Genomic DNA, 19045 nt, shown 5'->3' on the forward strand with positions numbered 1-19045 from the left:
CAATGCTGTTCATTCTATTTCTATTGATCTTTTCCCATGCGTTTTAATATTACTCTTTTAAGCCTCTCTTCGTGCTCATCACCCCAATACCCCAGAGCGGAAATCAAGGGAATCAAAGTCTTACCAAAATCTGTGAGATCATATTCTACTTTTGGAGGAACCTGAGCATAGATCTTTTTTGAAACCAGCTCGTGCTCTTCCAGCTCTTTCAACTGGATATTTAAAACACGTCTCGAAGCATCAGGAATTTTCCGCTGCAATTCACTTGGACGCAGATGACCTTCATTGATAAACCATAGCAAGCGGATTTTCCATTTGCCGTAAAGCACTTCGCCAATAAGATCAAGGCCGCAGTTTAAGTTTAAAGGGATTTTTCTTTCATGCATAAAACAAATTTAGCCCAATGCACCAAAATGTACAATAGGGGAAAAAATTATCCCTATGCAATTCGATTTTCCGTTATTGCTTAGAATCGTGATACTTCAGAAATTTGTATCAAAGAATTCTAACAATGGAAAATATATTTAATTTCAGTAACGAACTGCAAGGTAAAATTGCCCTGGTAACCGGAGGAACGAAAGGGACAGGAAAAGCAATTGCAGATCGTTTAGCCGAAGCAGGAGCCACCGTTATCATTACAGCCAGAAATCCGCCTGCCGAAGAAAAGCCTGATCAGGTTTTTATTTCCGCTGACCTTAGCACAGTAGAAGGAACACGGAAAGTAATAGATAAAACACTGCAAAAATTTGGAAAACTTGATATTTTAATTAATAATCTTGGAGGTTCAGAAACTAAGGGTGGTGGTTTTACAGTTTTGACCGATGAAGACTGGATACAGTCTCTGCAAACCAATTTGTTATCTCCCGTGCGTTTGGACCGAGGTTTTTTACCGCAAATGATTGAAAGAAAAACCGGGGTTATTATTCACATTGCGTCCATTCAGGCAAAATTACCTTTGTATGACAGCACCCTCCCTTATGCTGCTGCTAAAGCCGGACTTTTAAATTACAGTAAAAGTTTATCCAATGAAGTTGCCCCGAAAGGCATTCGGGTCTTAACCGTTTCACCAGGCTGGATCATGACTTCCGCGTCTGAAAAAATGATGGAAAGGATTGCAGAAAGCAGCAACAGCACAAAAGAACAGGCAGCAAAAAGTGTAATGGATGCTTTGGGAGGAATTCCTTCCGGAAGACCTGCACAACCGAGAGAGGTTGCGGAGCTTGTAGGATTTCTTGTATCTCCAAGGGCAGGCTATCTCACAGGAACAGAATTCGTCATTGATGGCGGAACTATACCTACCATATAATCAACATTAAATATAGTATAATGAACTTACCAGACATCATCTCAAAATTAGTGAAAGCACAAAGTGAATTTGACAGCCAGGCTTATGCGGATTGTTTCACTGAAAACGCCGTAGTATTTGACGAAGGCAAAACCCATAACGGAAAAAAAGAAATCGAAAACTGGATTGACAAAGCCAATAATGAATTTAAAACTGTTATGAAACTATTGGAATACAACGAAAACGAAAATATTTTATCCGCAGAAATCTCAGGAACATTTCCCGGCAGTCCTGTTTTTTTGAAATATCATTTTGAATTGACTGATGGATATATTCAATCCCTGAAAATTATCTGATTAAAACGCTGAAGTTTGAACTTCAGCGTTTTAATTTAAATATTATCAGCCGTAGCCTGTTGTGCTTCGGTTTTTCTATTTTCTATTTTTTATCCTGCTGAAAATAGTTAATGTAACGTAAGAATTTACATAATAAGCAACCATGTTACAGTCTCCATCCTTCAAAATTTCATTGCAATTTCCCACCTACGTATAAATACCTAATTCATAATTCCGGTATTTTCACTTAGCAGGGTATTATTATATTTTCTTTACTTTGAATTGTCCTCTAATGAAGCTTTTTACATAGATGAACAGTGGAAAAAATAAAAGAGGGCGAGAAACCATGGCTTATTGTGTCTTTACAGAAACATAAATAAGGGAAAATCAGGTTTGGAAATGAAGGAGAATAATCCTTAACCGTACTGTATAGATCATTAAATATCTTTTCTGTACTCATGTTACATTTTTCAAAACATATTTTTTATAACCTTAAAACTAGTAATTATGTCATCACAAAACCCGGTAATCAACCAAAACGGAACGGCAAGCATTAAATCAGGTCAATTTTGCACCTGGAACACAGCAAACGGTACAAACTCTACTATTACCATTGCTAACGCCAGCAGAAGCAACGTACTGAAATTCGCTATTTCAGGCGCACCAGGAAGCGGTATTATTGTAGACGACGCAGGTAATTCAAGACCAGCGTTCGATGGAGTTTACTCTTTAAAACCTAATTCTCCTAATATTGTAGTTACTGCTTTTGGTGATTTTGGAGGCTCAACAGTCACAATTACAAACATCACTAATGTACAAAATGATGCTGAGGCTTCTATTCAGTGCCAAACCAGCTAAGTGCAGCAGTAAACTTCATTTTCTGAATTTTCTATTACTTATTCTTGGTCATACCCTGGCAATGGGCCAGGGCTTGACTAAGTCTAAGGCTGATACCGTATCGCTTTCCCGCTATCAATACACCCAAAAAGTAACCAATAACGGAAGTGACTGTATCTGTTCGATCACCAATACCAGTCAGGCGAATTTAGCAATGATTGTGTTGACCGGCGCACCTGATACCGACACTATCCGGCTGGACAACACGGAAACCTTCAATGGTATACATTCTCTGAAACCGGGACAACAGGTAGTTGCAGTAGGCAACTTTGCCGGCAGGAAAATTACAGCCCTGAATCTGTCTCTTATGAATGTTATCATTATTGTTATGCTGTTCTGCCCTGATTAAGCATTCACTTTATCTCATTTGAGAACCGATAACTATTCTTATGGAACAATCTGAAACAGAGATCATATTCAGCAATGAAAATTCCGGAAATCCTGCGCTCTATGTATATGATCAGGCAGGACCACATTGGACCGCTTTATTGCTTCCGGATGGATCTACCTATACCGACCCTACCATCAGCCTGCAGGTAGCTGCAAAACAACAGGTGTACTTCGTGTTTGCTACGAAAGCCCCCGCAGATGCAAAAGGCTTTGTTGAACAATACCGGCCTTACCTGCTCAAGTTCCGGCAGAATGTGACTGCCAACCTTACGACCGCATGGCTAAGCAATCCGGATCAGATACCTTCCACCGGTAATACAACCGTCCTTAATTTTGCACAATTCGGGGCCACCTCTCCTTTTGTAGTAGGACAGCCGTTCAGCGTAACCATCGGTAAAGGCTTCGGCACCCTTACCATCACAAACAATACGGTGATGCAGCTCCAACCCGATAATGATACCCCAAACGCCTTACGCCTCATCTGGGTACCCGGAAACCCCAACATGAGCTTTGCGAACAAGACACTGGGTACCAATTCTATTTTCAGAAGCGATATTACCATTCCTTTCAGCGGCCCGGGTACGGGCTCCTTCCGTTTCCTGCTGGGTCTTAATATGAACCTGGATTTTAAGGGATACGGCCTGCAAAACAACTATTACTATGGTGACAGCACAAATCCTTCTTATTTTGCCTATCCCATACTGAAAGCAGGCAGTACCAATGATTTTCTGATTACCCAGACTGAGATAGATCTTCTTGATATAGCCAACAGCGACGGACTTAATACCTATTTCGCCATTACCGGCCAGATCTACAATACAAATACCGGCCAGACAAAAGTAGCCAGCCTGCCCAGTTATTATGCCATCAATACCGGCTATCCCCTTACCTTATGGCCTGCAGTGGATATGGTAGATTCCGGAGCACCGGTCAATAATTTATTTCCGACAGACCATAGTGCACGCTTTGTCATATCTCCACGCGATTCCGCTGGAACCCAGCCCTATTACCTGTCGCCTGAGGGTGATTTCTATCTTGACCCCGGCGCCTCACAGGCTGCCTTTGCCGATGAAAACGGACAGTACAGCTTACTGCCCGGCCTCTCCGGTACAGAGGTCATTTCATTTACTCCCTACGAAAACAACGCCGGTTCCATTACCGGTGATACCATACGCTTTACCTCAAAGCAGGCCGCTTTTGCAGCCAATTTTCCAGGTCAGGAAGTATCCCTGGCCAATCCCGGCACCGATAAACCGGTGCTGGACAGTACCTATCTGACGGCATGGGCCAATATTATAGCCTCAACACCGGGTAATGTACAATATGCCTCTCAGCCTCAAGGCGCATCTCTATTCGCCAAAGGTCACGGCATCGCATCACCTGACAACAATATCACAGGATTTCTCGGCTTTTATGAGCCTTCGGTAGATATGCCGCAGACCAATGGTTTTGCAGTGCCCATGGCACCTTATCTCGGAGTAAATCCTGTACCGCCACCCAGTGCCGAGGGCATCGGAACCTTTGAATCCAAAGTACTCAGCGCCGAAAGAAAAGGATTGATAACCGCAGCTTTCACTACACCTCGTGCCAGTAAAAGCCAGGCCAGAAGAACAATGGCCAAAGCAGGAGCTTCAGAGTATACCGCTTCGGCAACCCCTCAGGGTCTGGTGGCCAATGTGAACAACAACGGTGGCTGGAGTCTGCTGAACCTGGCACAGAATACTGTAAACAGCGGCCCGCCTGAATACCTCAACCCGGAATCACAGGTTCCGGCAACACCTCCGCAATACCAGCTCAGCTTTATTAATCTGATGCCTCAAATGCAGAGCGCCTTTCTTACCAACCAGCAATTTCTGGTAGTGACCAACAATCAGTATCTGGGCGAACTGTTTTCAACTATGAATACCCCCGGCGGCGGTTCCAGCAGTCAACCTGTATTCAACAATAAAATGTCTATTGAAGACTGGCCATTTGACTTGAACGTAGGCGTCAACAATACCTACGCTGATTATAATAATATATTGATCTTTAAATTCTGCAAAGGCACCATTATCGACAGGGTGAAGAATCCCAAAGAATGGACCCAGGCCAATGCATTTAATATTGATCAGAACAATACCGATCCTGCCGCTGCTTATAATCAGCTGGTCGCAGTGTCATCCTGGTTGCAGACCTACCTGGAAGAGGCTGAAGATGCTTACAATAAAGCAGTTGCAGACCCCGCTTCCGGCCAGCTGGAATATTATCAGAAATTTCACAACATTATCAATGATCCCAACTGGAACGGAATCCTGGCTTTGAAAGCGACAATCGACTTACAGGAATTCCCGCAGCAGTTAAAAGGGCTGATCAGTGGCATTAATCTCAAAAATTTCTATGCCCATCACTTTGGTATAGAAGTAAACCGGGTAGATGCCAGTGATGTGATCACCATGGATCCAGTAAGCTCACTGTTTGGACTGATCAATTATGTGGATCCCGCTTATGCCCAGCAGATAGCCCAGGGGCTGAATCCGAATAAACCCGTACAGCCTGCTGCAGGAGCTACTTATGACTTTAAAGTACTGTTCCTACAGGTATTGTTTGAAAATACGGCCATCAAGGACTTTGCCAGCAAGCTGCAGCTGACCATGAACAATCTGTTCTCCGATAAAGTGACCGGTACCAACAATCCGTATGGTTCAAACAGTTTGAACACGGTAGTACTGAACGGTACTTATCAGGACCACAACGGTACCCCGGTCTATGTATTCGATAATAAGGACGATAATCTTTTTTACTTTGACAGTAACCTGCTGACCAATGTAGAAATCACCAAAATACAGTTCAACACACTCACTACAGATCCCGCAGCACTCGACATACAATCAAGGTTTACGATGTGGGGCTACCTCAACTTCGATACCATGATAACTCAGGCAACCACTGAAGACGGTACAGCTTATTCCCTGGATGCCTTTTCATTTGGTCTCCCATTGAAGGATGATACTCTTCAGCAGGGGCTTAATTACAGTAATCTGTATGTAAACATGGCCTTTAATCTCAATACGCCAACGGTAACTACCTATGCTTTTGATGCCTCGCAGATCGCATTCAACTCATCACAAAGCAATGCCAGAACGAACAGTCTTTATCCCAATTTTGCTTTGCAGATCAATAAACTGCTGAGTGGAAACGATGATTCGGCACCGTCAGGCCAGGGTTATTTAAAGCTTGCCTTGCCAGGCATTAATGCTACCGGACTTGCAGGTGACTGGTATGGATTACAGATGACCCTTAATATGGGTTCGCCCGGTGAGTTAGCCAGCAGTGCCGGTTTTAATGCCAGTCTGCTCATCGCATGGAGTCCCGGTTCTAAAAGCGCTTCTCCCGGCTATAACGCCTTTGTAGGCATCAAGCTTCCCGGTACTTCCAGCAACGCCAAGCTGCTGAGCATACAGGGAGTATTGAAACTTACCATAGACAAACTGAGCCTGCAATATGTAACAGACCAGCAATCCTATCTGCTCACTTTGTCCAATATAGCGTTGAAACTGCTGGGTATATTGAAACTGCCACCGGGTGGTAATACCGACTTTTTATTGTTCGGTAATCCTGATCCGGGAGCTACAGCTAAAAGTCTGGGGTGGTATGCCGCCTATAACAAAAATGTATAAACCTGTTGCTATAAACCTAAAAACTATGTCTTATGGCCCGCATCTTATATTGGAATATTGAAAAATTCGGAATCAATAAAATAAATGAACCCAGAGCCAAACGGAAACGGGATGGAACTTTTACGATCCCTCCACCACAGGCCGGTTACAGAAGAGAAGTTATCCGTACAACACTGATCCAGAATACCCCCGATATTTTTGTGGTGGTAGAAACATCTACAGGTACAGGTACTCCCGGCACGCTGATCACAGCAGGCGGCGAGGCAGGCAGCCTGTTCCTCCTTCAGCAGTTAAGAGCATGGTTTCCCGCGCCGAATGACTGGCGGCTTGTTCCTCCGCTCAGATTGGGACAAGGGAATGTGCAGGAAGGTATTTCTGTATTTTATAACCATGCCAATGTACAGTTCACTGGTCCCTGGGGCTGGCAGGGCGGAGCCAATCCTTCCGATTCGGTGGCCAATATAGGAGCAGGAAATCTGGTTAATTATGGAATTGACTGGATCAATGCGTTACCTCCGGGTAATGCTCCTGCAGGTAATAATACTATTAATCCGGGTGTGCCCTATCGTCATCTGGCCGGCCAATGGCAGTTTCACGGACCTGCAGCTGGCGGTGTAGCTCCGGTACTTGGCTTTCCGAATGCTTTTAACAGAACTCCGTTTTTAACAACATTCTGGGACCCCGCAGGCGGAAAGACCATTAAATTACTTTCCTTTCATGCTTCTCCAAAAAAACAGCAGTCAGCCGATGGCACCAACCAGCTTTCCTATATCCAGGAAATGACGACAAATCTAGCTATCAATGAGGTGGGAGTCATAGTCGGGGACTTTAACGTGGATATTTTTAATACCCATTTTGAGCCTATTGCTTACGACCGGCTGCTGGGAAATCTTCCCGGAGGCGGTGGTTATACACGCCAGATCAACCCCACCCAGAATATATGGCCGGACAAAGGCTATGTATGCACCATGATCAGATCCCACAACAGTGCAAGGCCATGGCAAACCAATGGATATCCCGGTTACGAGTACGTGATCCAGGATACTTTTTCGAGTGTGGATAATGTACTGACCCGTTACGGCGGAGGAACAGCTGTTGGCCCCGCTGCGAATATCACCATCGTGAACAGGGTGACCGGCACGACGTACAACCGGGATGCACCGCCAATAGTTGGTGCACCGACCGGCAGTCTGGTATACAACTCTGCTATGGCTTTGAATGCAGGAATGCCTGCGGCAGGCTTACCTTCTGCTTTAGCACTTCCACCTGCAGGTCCTACAGGGCATGGAGGTTATGTGAGAGGCAATATAGGTGCTATGACCACTTTTGTGGGCTGGAACAATTACCGCAGAGTGAGGAGTACCAGTGACCATATGGGATTAATTGTAGATGTTTAACCGAATATTATTTTATCATGAGCTTATCCAAATTAGCTGCTACCTTCAGGAGCCAGGCCGCTGCCAATAATAACAACATTACTATTAATGCAGCATCTTTTACCGATTCGGACCTGATCCCTCAGGCTGGGCTGGACGACCTTTTGTCCAAAAGCTACAAGCTGCCTGCCGATACGTTTCTGTTGATCGACGTCTCAGGTACTTCTATACCTGAGCCTGTAGGAAATACATTAACGATCACTAACGCAACGGCTGCCGTACTCAATGTAGAAAAGAGCAATACTTCCGTCACCCTGACCGTTACAGCGAATGATGCGGATGAAGTTCAGTTTACCATACAGATCAATCTCTCCAACTGGACATTTGCCACAAGCTGGCAGTATATGACAGGCGGGGTATTTGACAATCTTCCTTACACTTCACCTTCCTTTATTTTCAGTACGCAGGAAGTAACTGCTTTCAAATGGCAGAAAAATATTTCCTTAACAGAAGGCCAGAACTTTGCAGCGCTTATTACCCTGACCAAATGGCTGCAGCCTGTTGTGAATTTCTTTACTTCCTGGACTTCATCCACACAGCTGGCCCTTGCAGGAAGTATAGATCCTTCGCAGGTTAACAATGAAGATATCGTTTATCCTGATATGGATCTTTTTGTCAATGTAGATGCTACCCTTATATCATTAGGATTTCTGAAAGTCAGCAATCCCGGCGTTGGATTTCAGATCAAAACAGAAGAAGAAACCATTCCCACAGAACCGGAAGACGAAGGAGATGCATTACGTCTGGAGTATGAAGAAGATGACGGACTGATGCCAACAGCAGGTGAGACGGAAAAAGTACAGACACCTATACTCTACTTCCGCCTGTTACTGGCCGCCGGCGATGCTATTGTACTGAATTTCAGTGCAGCCGTAGAATCAGGTTCTTCCTCCTTTCTGCTGAATGTAGCTGCCGAACCGGATAAACCACTTACCCCACTCAGCTTATTTGGGCTGATGGCCGGGCAGAACTGGTTTCAGACTATCCCGCCTACTTTACAGCAATACCTCAACAGTATTGCTTTTAAAGGTTTTAATACCTCTCTGGATTTCAGCAACGGACTAAGCATAACCAGCGTATCAGCTTATGTAGGGTCGAACGGCGCATGGACGCTTTTCGACAATTTCGTCATTGAACAGTTCGATGTGAACTGGGTCATCGTTGGCCCTGGAACTACCAATTCTCAAAGTTTATACTTCAGTGCCAGAGTCAACTTCTTCCCCACTATATTTGTGGGTGGTTTCGATGTGGAAATCACTTCAGATCTTACGCTTTCTGCTGCCTTTACCGGATCGGTTACATTTAACAATTTATTATCGGCTATTACGGGAGGAGCTATTAATATCCCGCAAAATTTATTGCTGGTTGAATTTACCGCTTTCGGTATCAATATGGACATCAACAGCAAATACTATGAGTTTTATGCCAATGCCAATATTGACATCAATTTCATCACCAATGTTTCGGTAACTGATGGTACTTTACGCCTTACTTCTTCTTCACCCGCAAGCGGTTCCGGTCCGAGTATATTTACAGCCCAGGTATCGGGATTATTTGCCATTGGCAGCCTGCAGCTCAATACGGATGTGAATTACAATTCATCTGACGGATGGGACCTAAGCCTGGCTATGCCTGAAGGCAGTAATTTGAATCTGGGTGAACTTATCAAGCAATTATTTCAGACCATCAGCCTGCCCACCAGCTTCCTGCCTGACAGCTTAAACATCACCCAATTTTCACTGAATGCTACGATTCCAAGTGGAACAGGCAAAAGCAGTTACGAAGTAAAAGGAGGGCTGCAATGGATATTCACCTTCCCTATTATCGACCAGAAAATCAATATCATTGCCAATCTCTGGCTGAAATATGAAGCCGCAAGCAATGATGCTGCCACCGGAAAATATTCCGGCGGTGTATTGGGCAGCGTAACCCTGGACTACTTCAATGCCACGGTAGGCATCAGCTATAATTTCTCAGAAAACAACCAGCAGCTCGCCATTACATGGGAAGGTTTTACCGCCATGTATGATGTAAGCGGACAAAGCCGTACCATTGTTTTCTCCATTAAAAACTGGACCTTGGGCGGACTGATCACTTCTTTCATGAAAATGCTGTTCAACCCGACATTCGAACTCGATGCTCCATGGGATATCCTTAACAAAATAAGTCTGGACGGTTTCTCGGTTACTTACAACCTCGATACCAAAGACATTAAGGTTACTTACAAACTTCCTAAAACCCTTAACCTTGTCTTTATTAATATCAACGGCATCAACCTTACCAAAACCGAAAAAGGGGTATTCATCACTTTTGATGGTAATTCCGTTGTGCCAGCTATCAATGACAGTAACCTGTTCAAACCTTCAACCGGCGGACAGGATATTCAGAAAATGCCGGAGGTACCGGGACAAGGCAACCAATATTTCGACCTGCGTCTGCTGGCCATGGGTCAGCATGTAGAATTGGTGAATCCTGCGCAATATAATTCCATCAAAGACGTAACAAAAGCCATGCAGGAAGCCTTTACCGAGCCTAAACCTGGTACTGTTCCTATAGGACCGGGTTCAGGTAACAGCTTGCTGAAATTCAACGAAGACAGTAACTGGCTCATCGCTACCAACTTTGGTATACTGAATGCAGGGACTAAAGATAAGCCGGTATGGACTTTGGATATGCAGGCTGTATTTAATGATCCTAACCTGTATGGCCTCCGCATTGCCATGGCAGGCGGCAAAGCCAAAATATTTGAAGGCCTGGATTTTGAGATCATGTATAAAAAGATCTCAGACTCCATCGGGGTCTATCAAATGGATCTTACTCTTCCTAATGCCCTGCGCTATCTGCAGTTTGGGGCTGTTAATATTACCCTTCCGTCCATTGGTATTGAAATCTATACGAATGGTGATTTCATAGTGGATATCGGTTTCCCTTATAATATGGATTTCTCCCGTTCGTTCACGGTGCAGGCTATTGTGCCTCCCGGTATTCCGGCTATGGGTTCGGGCGGTTTCTATTTCGGGAAACTTAGCAGTGCTACGACCAATAAAGTCCCTAAAACCAATTACGGAAACTTTAATCCGGTAATTGTATTTGGTATCGGGCTGCAGGTGGGTGTGGGTTATAGCGTGAATTACGGTATCCTCAATGCCGGCTTCAGTGTGACCATGTTTGGGATCATCGAAGGGGTGATAGCCGCCTACTATCCTTACAGTGGCGCCTTACAGGAAAGCAATAAAGAACAGGTAGAAACTTCCTATTATTATTATCTGCAGGGTACCATCGGGATCATTGGTAAGCTCTATGGTTCTATAGACTTCGGAATTATATCGGCAAGTGTTAATATTACTGTTATGGTATATGCACAGGCCACGTTTGAAGCCTATAATAAAATACCGCTGGCTATTGTAGCTTCAGTGGATGTCAGGGTTTCGGCTAAACTGAACCTGGGGATCTTCTCTATTACCATCCACTTTACGTTTACCGCCAAAATCCGCTTTGATCTCACGATTGGTACAGACCAGACCGCCAAAGCACCGTGGAACAACAATCTTGGAGCTCCACATGCTGCAGCCCGGTTATCTGTACCTGCGGCCACTGTACGGATTGCACCGGCCCGTAGAGCAACACCGCTTGATGGTGCTATGCCTGTTGAATTTGCAACCATTGACACATTTGAAGCAACAGAGAAAATCTGGCCGGACCAAATGGTAATGCGCCGTTCGCCACACATGCCTTTGAACTACAGTTCTGTATTGAATGCAACTTCTGAAGACACTCTGCCTACACTGAATATGTATTTTGTGCCGCATTTAACTGTAGCCGGACCTGAAAACGGTAACCTGAAAGACCAGACCGCACAGTATGTAGCCACCCTGTTCATTGATGCACCTGACCCTTCGGGCGATGGCAGTGGGACTACCACTTCTTTTGAATATTTATGCTCTGATTTCTTCCGTTGGTTAGTATTGAACTATATTGATCATACTCCGTCACAATCGGCCCGTGCAGAAGTGGATACGGAAGGTATTTCAAAAGCGGACCTGGATGCGCTGATCGCCTTCCTGTCCAGCGAAAATAATCCTTTCCCTATACCTACCGACGATCTGCTCAGCTTCCTTCAAAACAGCTTCCAGGCAGTCAATGTTCAGCTTTTACAGGACAACCTGCCTGCAGCGGCTATCTTCCCTATGTTCTTTGACCTTGAACTGAAAGTGCCTGATATTGCATTGGATATTCAGTTCAATAACTATAATATGGCTACGCAGGAATACCTGTCGGCTGTAAAAGAATGGTTCAATGAACTTGCCGTAAAAGTTCAGGAAGAAACAGCTACAGCAGCCAGATTTGCAACGGCGGCTGATCCGCAGCAATGGAGCATGTCTACTTTTGTATTTGAAGATTATTTTGTTCTGTTAGGCAAGCAACTGGCACGTTATGCATCTGATGCCATGGATAATTTCACGTACCGTCTCAGCAATGGCAACAGCTTGTCTGCTATGGTCAACTGGGCGAATGGAATCAGTGTAGACGGAACAGCTAATAAGGTTAATGTGCAGGACATCGCTACGGCAAATCAGACCCATCCGCTCACCGGTAATAATCCGGTAATGATCACCGGTGTCATGTACGATATTGCAGAAGGTGATACCTTCACTTCTGTGGCTGCACTATATGCCATCACAGCAACCATGCTGATTACAGAAAATGCAGCTATACCGGGATTACTGGCACCACAAACCGTTACCTATAAAGGAAATTCCTACAATGTACAGGCCACCGACACCATCAATTCCGTAGCTGCCGGATTAAATACAACGGTAAACGATCTTGCCGCTGATACCAGCTTCCAGGATACAGCTGTACTTGCAGCGGGCAGCTGGCTGATTATTGGTGCGGCTATTTATACGGCCAAAAACGAAGATACGTTTAACAGCATAAGCACGGATGTGTATAAAAATATTGATGTCAGCGCCTTGTTGATGCAGAACCAGATAACACCAGGTTTGTTTATCGCCGGTAACAGCTTCGAATACAACAATATCCAATACACCATTGTACCGGGCGATACGCTTACAAGCATGGCCACAGCTATTTCGACATTAACAGGTACTGTAGTTACCCCGCAGAACCTTGCAGACAATGCACAGGTACAGGCGCAACAGGTGCAGCCGCTGGGTCAGGTACTGGTTCAGCCTTTTGTACACACTACCGCTACGTTTACGGATGCAGCTCAGGCTGACACGCTGGATACGCTGGCACAGCAATACAATACCACAGCTGCCATCCTGGCAACCAATTATGCCAACCAGCAGCAGGACAAATTCTTCTACGACGGCGAAGGATATACCAATGCCAATATTCCGGGTCTGCAATACCTTACCGTAGGCAGCATTCTGGAATACTTCGCAGATAATAAGTCTTATGGACAGTTATCCGGTATGGTATCACGTTACCAATTACACGGTATGCGCCTGCCTACTACCCTGCCGGGTCTTACCCTTTCCGCCGGTTCGCCTTGTACCGGATCCAATTGTGCACTCTATGCATTGACCGGCCAGGAATTTGCGCTTCCGGCTACGATACCTGCCGACTTCTCGATACAGCTTATCAACAATTCATTAAGCTGGCTGCAGTTCAATGGAAAAACAATGAAGGAAGAAGGTGGTAACACGCTTGATGTGCAACTGACTACGGATGATATTAGCCAGGTCAATACCCTGCTTACCTATGCACAGGAAAAAGGTATAACGCCAGATATTCTGGAGCTTGCCCCTATGCAGCCTTTCAATCTGCAGGCAGTACAGTATACTTTCCAGACTACCACGAAATGGCAGACATCCGGAGCGCTGAATCTACCTTATGGTTCTGTTGGTGATCAAAGCAATGTCTCTCCACTGATCTGGCAGTTCCCTTCAGGATTGCTCAACCAGCTGGCATTGCCTAAGGAAGAGGGTTCTGCGTTCAGTATCCAGATAGGGCAATATGATGCAGCTAAAGGAGTGATGGATTATTGGCCATCCTCTTACTACGGATGGAGTACGATGGTAGATATAGAGCTTAAACTTCTCGATACTGATTCTACATCCGCAGTAAACGCCTACAGCTATGAACTTCTGGGGGCAAGCGAAGCAGATGCAACGATCCTGCAAAGACTGTTGCTGGCATTAGATCCAAAATCAGCCAACAATAACACAGATAAGATTGTTGATATACAATGGCTGTATGAAGGCTCAGACGGATTATTGTCTGTTGGAATGGAGCACATGAAAACATTTATTGTACAAGCCAACCTGTCTACTGAAACCAATCCTGATACTGCTACGCTGAAAATGGCAGCACGAGGAGAAGCTGAAGCAGCGCCCGCCACTGGTGTACTGAACAGTATCTACGATTTCATACGTTTGCTATGGGAATGCAGTATTACACGCTCCGGTGGTTATTACCTGATGTACAACGAAACCGAAGGCAACAACGGTTTCCCTTCCAGTGTGTTTGGTAAAGGCGATACAGCCAATGTACGCCTGCTGGTAACCTACAGCAGCCAGTATGATAACAAGCCAACGGATTATATGACCTGTGCGGTAACCGGTGATAAGATTGATGCCAACTCCTGCGTAGTTTATGCACAAAGTGAAATGCAGCAGGGATTATCATACATTGTGAGCACTCCGGATGATACCATCGATGCTATTACCACCCGCTTTAACATACTGCCGGCTGAACTGGTGGAGCTGAATAAAAAATTAACCCTTAATACCAAAGCCGATGCAACTGATCCTTCACAATATCCTGCACCTGTTATCACCTTTAACGGATTGATATATGAAGTAGGAATTGCGGTACCTGGTAACACGCTGGCTTCTATTGCAGAATATTATGGAGTGGATGCAGCGGCCATACAGCAGCTCAACTCCGGCATCAGCGATTGGAATAACCTTCCGCTTTGGCAACTCATATTGTTACCTCAGGTACAATATACCATCGGCGGTAAAGCAGGTATTACCTTCGAAACCATTGCATCCTATTACTTTATAGATATGGCTGCCATGGCATGGGCTGCAAGGGATGTCGTGAACATCTTTGTGAACCCTACCACTCTTACCATTAATGATCAGATCCTGCATAAAGTGACGGCCGTACAGCAAGGCACCGCAGGCTTTGACTTAAACCGTACAAATCCTAATCCTGATCCTGACCAACAGCCTAAAGTAACGGATCCTGATTATGCCGAAGTATACCTCAACAATATGTATAACCTGCTCAGCTACCAGCTTGTAGAAAATACCTGGTTCACAGAAAGTATCGTTGGCCTGCCTGCAGGACCAGCCAAACCACAGACGCAGGATGATGTGCTGGGTAAAACAGACGGCAGCGGAGAAGACGACCTGATCTGGTATTACAACCAGGTAGTTCCTATTGCCAAATTTGCCAAATCTAATCCTTTTATGAGCTATCCGGCCGGCTATCCGCAGGAAGACGACAACCCTTACCGTGGTATCGGTCATCCGGTACAGGTTCATTTTGACTGGGTGGACTATTACGGCAATGTAACCGTTACTCCATTCAGTGATCCGCAACTGGATCCTTCTGCACCGGTCAACAATCCTCCTATCCAGACAGGTTATGTGGATGAACTGAAAGGATTGGGTAAATGGCCAAGTGTGGAACTGAGCTATTTATTTGACCTCGGTACCGATAATCAGCCGGAACTGAAACTGGAATTCAACTTCAATACACAACGCTATAACGAGCTACCGGATGTACCGGCGGATCAGCAGCAAGACTGGAAGCAAAATGCTGCCAATGACCTGCTGACCTACACCAATATTTATTATCAACTGACCCAGTTAAATCCGGTAGACGGTAAGAATACCCTGACCGTTACCCTGAGTACATCGCTTACGCCTGGAAAAGCCTCCGATCTGTCGGGTGACCAGTTCAACCAGTTACTGCAGTTTGTAAAAGATATTTATACCTATTTATCTGCACGCAGCCAGGGCAATCAGGCTACTGCTCCGGTAATGAATCCACTTACCAGCCCAGTTAATGTAGCAGATATTGACACCCATTCCATATTACAGCTCACTGTAAACCTTGATTTTTACCGGGACCTGAACTATGTGAACACGGATTTTAAAGACAGCACTTTGGTGACACAAGCTCTTATGCAGGTGAAACCTAAAACAATGTCCACAACAGCACAGGACGGTACTGATCCGCAATACAGCCTGAATGAATTTGCGGCCTTGTTTGAAGCCGCCTTCTTAAGCGTTGATAATTATGAACTTAAGATTGCCATCGGTACGAATGCAGCAACAGCAGGAGGTGTCAATAATCAAGCTGTATTTGTTGTACGCATGGGCTTAAAATCCGGCCAGGGTATTTACTGGCAGGTCAACCAGGCGGGTACTTACCAGCTGACGGCTGACTCTATTGCACAACTGACAGCAGACAGTGTACCGACTGATGTTACCACTGCAATCAATACTTTGGTTGATACCTTCTATGACAGCAGAGATCTGTTTGACACTGCATTGCAGCAACAATTGACAACAGAACAGTTTAACCTGTATCGAATCAATATCTATACGTACAGCTTACTGAATGCCGTATTCTATGCCCCTAAGCCACTTGCGACAAGTCTTATTTCCAAAAGTGGTGTGCCTATGTGCAGGTATATCACCGGCCAGGGTCTGGATTGCAGCCAGGGTGAAGTACAAACCTTTACCAGTATAGATATGGATAATTGGGGTGCCCAGTCACTGAATGCCATTGATGTATTCCTGAGTGCAGACTATGCCATCCCTGCTTTCCTCGTAGATCAGTTGAAATCAGATGACGAAAAAGCATGGCTGGAAGCACAGGGCATTGATGCCACAACTTACCTGCAGGCCATTACCAATGCAAAAACCACTCTGGCCGGAGCCATTGCTTCCGAGGTAGAGCCTATCCTTACGGCCCCCTATGTTTCATCTGCATCAGGCGACAATACCAGCCTGGGTAATGCGAAAGAGAAATTCGAGCAGCAATTGCTCAACCAGCTGGGCAATGCCTACACCGTAAACGCTTTGGTACAATTTGAAGTAACCGCTGAATCAGACTTTACCGCATCCGGCAGCTATCAGACACCGCCACGTCTGTACGGTACACCGGTGATCGGTAACAAAACAGATGGAGAAGCGAAAGAATATAGCATTTCCACCTCCAAGATACAGCTGAATGAAAAGGATGCGGTTGATACCAATTCTTTCCTTACCTTCAGCTTTACCACTAAAAATGCGAAGGAATTTACCAGCGTAGACCTGGATATGACCTATGTGATAACGCATGTGGAATGTGACATCAGTGAAGTAGCAGGAATCAACGGCTATCAGGGTTCGAACTGGCTTACCTTTATTATTCCTGCTGATGTAAGCAACAATAGCAGCAGCACGTCTAATGCAGCGCCTGCTGTCTCATCCCTGCAACAAAGCCTAGGCAACGTAGATATACCGGTAGTATTGCGTAACTATCCTACCCCGCCAACGCTGACTACACAAACCGGCAAAGGTGTATCTGTGGAAGGCGATACCACAAAAATACGTCTGGCCAAAGCATCTGAATGGGATTTTACTTATTCATATACCGAAGACCAGGCTGCACAGGATAAGATATTCTCTGATATTGAGTTCAACATGATTCCGAATCCTTCCGCAAAAATGTCCGGAGCACCTTCCCGCGACCTTTTCAGCGACCTGGCGCAATTTGTAACTGTGTGGCCACAGGTACTGGATGACTTCAACCGTTATCTGAAACTGATTAATGCTCAATCAGACAGCAGCGATCCTAATCTGGCCAATGCTTATTACGCACTACAAACCATGGTAACGCTGACCAATAACCTTTCGATTGCCTGGAGCGAATTTAACAGTCTGCTTTTCGGCAACCCAAGCAGTAATGCGACTGCCCGTGCTTATGATTTCATTATTCGCCAGACCGATGATACCGATTTCGACAACCGTCTGCTGGTGACCATTGTACCTGCCGTGGATTTGTCTTCCAATGAACTGCTCTTACACCGGGGCACCAGACCTGTGCTGGAAGTGGAACTGCCGCAAACACCTTACGTGACCATTGATAACTACACAAAAGTGAATGCCACCGATAAGAAAGGTACGCCTATTCCTGATGCGTATTGGTATCAGGCTGCTGACAACACCTATCTGTCATGGGAAGAATCTTTCAACATTCCGTCCCGAAACGTCAATGTAGATGCGCTGAACGTGTTACAGTTCCAGTATGCATGGGCAGGCCTGTCCGTTATCCGTAACGAAGATCTCGTACCTGATAATCCTACGGTAAACGACTTTATTTACCGTACTCCTTTAGTCAGGTTCTCCAATAAACTGATCCCATTACTCAGCAACGATGATAGCTTTGATATTGCAAGGATTAATAATGATACAGGACTGAACCTGCCGCTTGCACAGCAATTAGCCAATTTCTTCAGCACGTTCTTCACCTATGACGAACTCGCAGAGCAACTGGTGAAACTCAGTGTATCATGGAATTATCCTCTGCTGGCAACATCAGGAGATCTGATGCCTGCCATAGAATTGCCGGTGCTTCTTGCAGCTCCGTTCACCTTTGAAATACCTGGTGATTATGAGATTCCTGCCGGAGGATGCCAGCCTACTTTCAGTGACTCCGATCCATTCGTTTGCCGTCTGGCCAACACCCTTAAAACATGGTACAGCCAGCACAAGCCGGTCAGCAACGGGGCCTGGTTCCAGATCGACATCGCTGTTTTCTCGTCTCTAAGTGAAAGTAAACTGCCATTGATAGAGCTCAAGAATGTGATATTATATTATAAAAATATTACAGATATCAATGGGTAATATGAAATATAAAAAGATGATTCGTTGAGGTCCCGGGAGCGGATTAAAATTTTTAAATTTTAATCCGCTCTCTTTTTCAATACCTGTAATACGATCTATCATCCGCGCATTATGATCCTGCTCATATAAATACTGTGAAGTAATATCTAATTTTGAGAATTCACATCAG

Annotated in this window: 8 protein-coding genes; 7 read left to right on the plus strand and 1 reads right to left on the minus strand. The window is 45.1% G+C overall.

The genetic code is table 11. From position 1 onward, the window contains the following. Positions 1 to 20: 20 nt before the first annotated feature. Positions 21 to 386 carry a winged helix-turn-helix transcriptional regulator gene (locus B7E04_RS17265; RefSeq protein ID WP_080779744.1) on the minus strand — a complete coding sequence of 122 codons (366 nt, stop codon included), beginning with the start codon at positions 384 to 386 and terminating at the stop codon, positions 21 to 23. Between the two features lie 125 nt (positions 387 to 511). On the opposite strand from B7E04_RS17265, the gene B7E04_RS17270 reads away from it, so the two are divergent. From B7E04_RS17270 to B7E04_RS17300, 7 genes are all read left to right on the plus strand, one after another. Next, positions 512 to 1306, plus strand: coding sequence for an SDR family oxidoreductase (locus tag B7E04_RS17270; RefSeq protein WP_080779746.1), 795 nt, complete (start codon positions 512 to 514; stop codon positions 1304 to 1306). A 20-nt stretch (positions 1307 to 1326) separates the two neighbouring features. Continuing rightward, entirely contained in the window at positions 1327 to 1641 is a 315-nt protein-coding gene (locus B7E04_RS17275) for a hypothetical protein (RefSeq protein WP_080779748.1), read from the plus strand. Positions 1642 to 2127: 486 nt separating this feature from the next. Continuing rightward, entirely contained in the window at positions 2128 to 2478 is a 351-nt protein-coding gene (locus B7E04_RS17280) for a hypothetical protein (RefSeq protein WP_080779751.1), read from the plus strand. Beyond that, positions 2441 to 2866: a hypothetical protein gene (locus B7E04_RS17285; RefSeq protein ID WP_131797246.1), complete on the plus strand. Its 426-nt coding sequence runs from the start codon at positions 2441 to 2443 to the stop codon at positions 2864 to 2866. Before B7E04_RS17280 ends, B7E04_RS17285 begins: the two co-directional genes overlap by 38 nt. Positions 2867 to 2906: 40 nt before the next feature. Continuing rightward, entirely contained in the window at positions 2907 to 6563 is a 3657-nt protein-coding gene (locus tag B7E04_RS17290; protein WP_080779753.1) for a hypothetical protein, read from the plus strand. Between the two features lie 32 nt (positions 6564 to 6595). Further along, on the plus strand, positions 6596 to 7960 hold the full coding sequence (locus tag B7E04_RS17295; protein WP_080779754.1) for an exonuclease/endonuclease/phosphatase family protein: 1365 nt from the start codon (positions 6596 to 6598) through the stop codon (positions 7958 to 7960). 17 nt (positions 7961 to 7977) lie between these two features. Beyond that, positions 7978 to 18876, plus strand: a complete 10899-nt coding sequence (locus B7E04_RS17300) for a LysM peptidoglycan-binding domain-containing protein (RefSeq protein ID WP_080779756.1) — start codon at positions 7978 to 7980, stop codon at positions 18874 to 18876. Positions 18877 to 19045: the final 169 nt, after the last annotated feature.

The sequence above is a fragment of the Chryseobacterium phocaeense genome (assembly GCF_900169075.1).
Taxonomy (GTDB): domain Bacteria; phylum Bacteroidota; class Bacteroidia; order Flavobacteriales; family Weeksellaceae; genus Chryseobacterium; species Chryseobacterium phocaeense.

Coding starts and splice junctions, on each gene's coding strand:
- B7E04_RS17265 (WP_080779744.1), bottom strand. CDS start 386: ATGCATGAAAGAAAAATCCCTTTAAACTTAAACTGCGGCCTTGATCTT.
- B7E04_RS17270 (WP_080779746.1), top strand. CDS start 512: ATGGAAAATATATTTAATTTCAGTAACGAACTGCAAGGTAAAATTGCC.
- B7E04_RS17275 (WP_080779748.1), top strand. CDS start 1,327: ATGAACTTACCAGACATCATCTCAAAATTAGTGAAAGCACAAAGTGAA.
- B7E04_RS17280 (WP_080779751.1), top strand. CDS start 2,128: ATGTCATCACAAAACCCGGTAATCAACCAAAACGGAACGGCAAGCATT.
- B7E04_RS17285 (WP_131797246.1), top strand. CDS start 2,441: ATGATGCTGAGGCTTCTATTCAGTGCCAAACCAGCTAAGTGCAGCAGT.
- B7E04_RS17290 (WP_080779753.1), top strand. CDS start 2,907: ATGGAACAATCTGAAACAGAGATCATATTCAGCAATGAAAATTCCGGA.
- B7E04_RS17295 (WP_080779754.1), top strand. CDS start 6,596: ATGGCCCGCATCTTATATTGGAATATTGAAAAATTCGGAATCAATAAA.
- B7E04_RS17300 (WP_080779756.1), top strand. CDS start 7,978: ATGAGCTTATCCAAATTAGCTGCTACCTTCAGGAGCCAGGCCGCTGCC.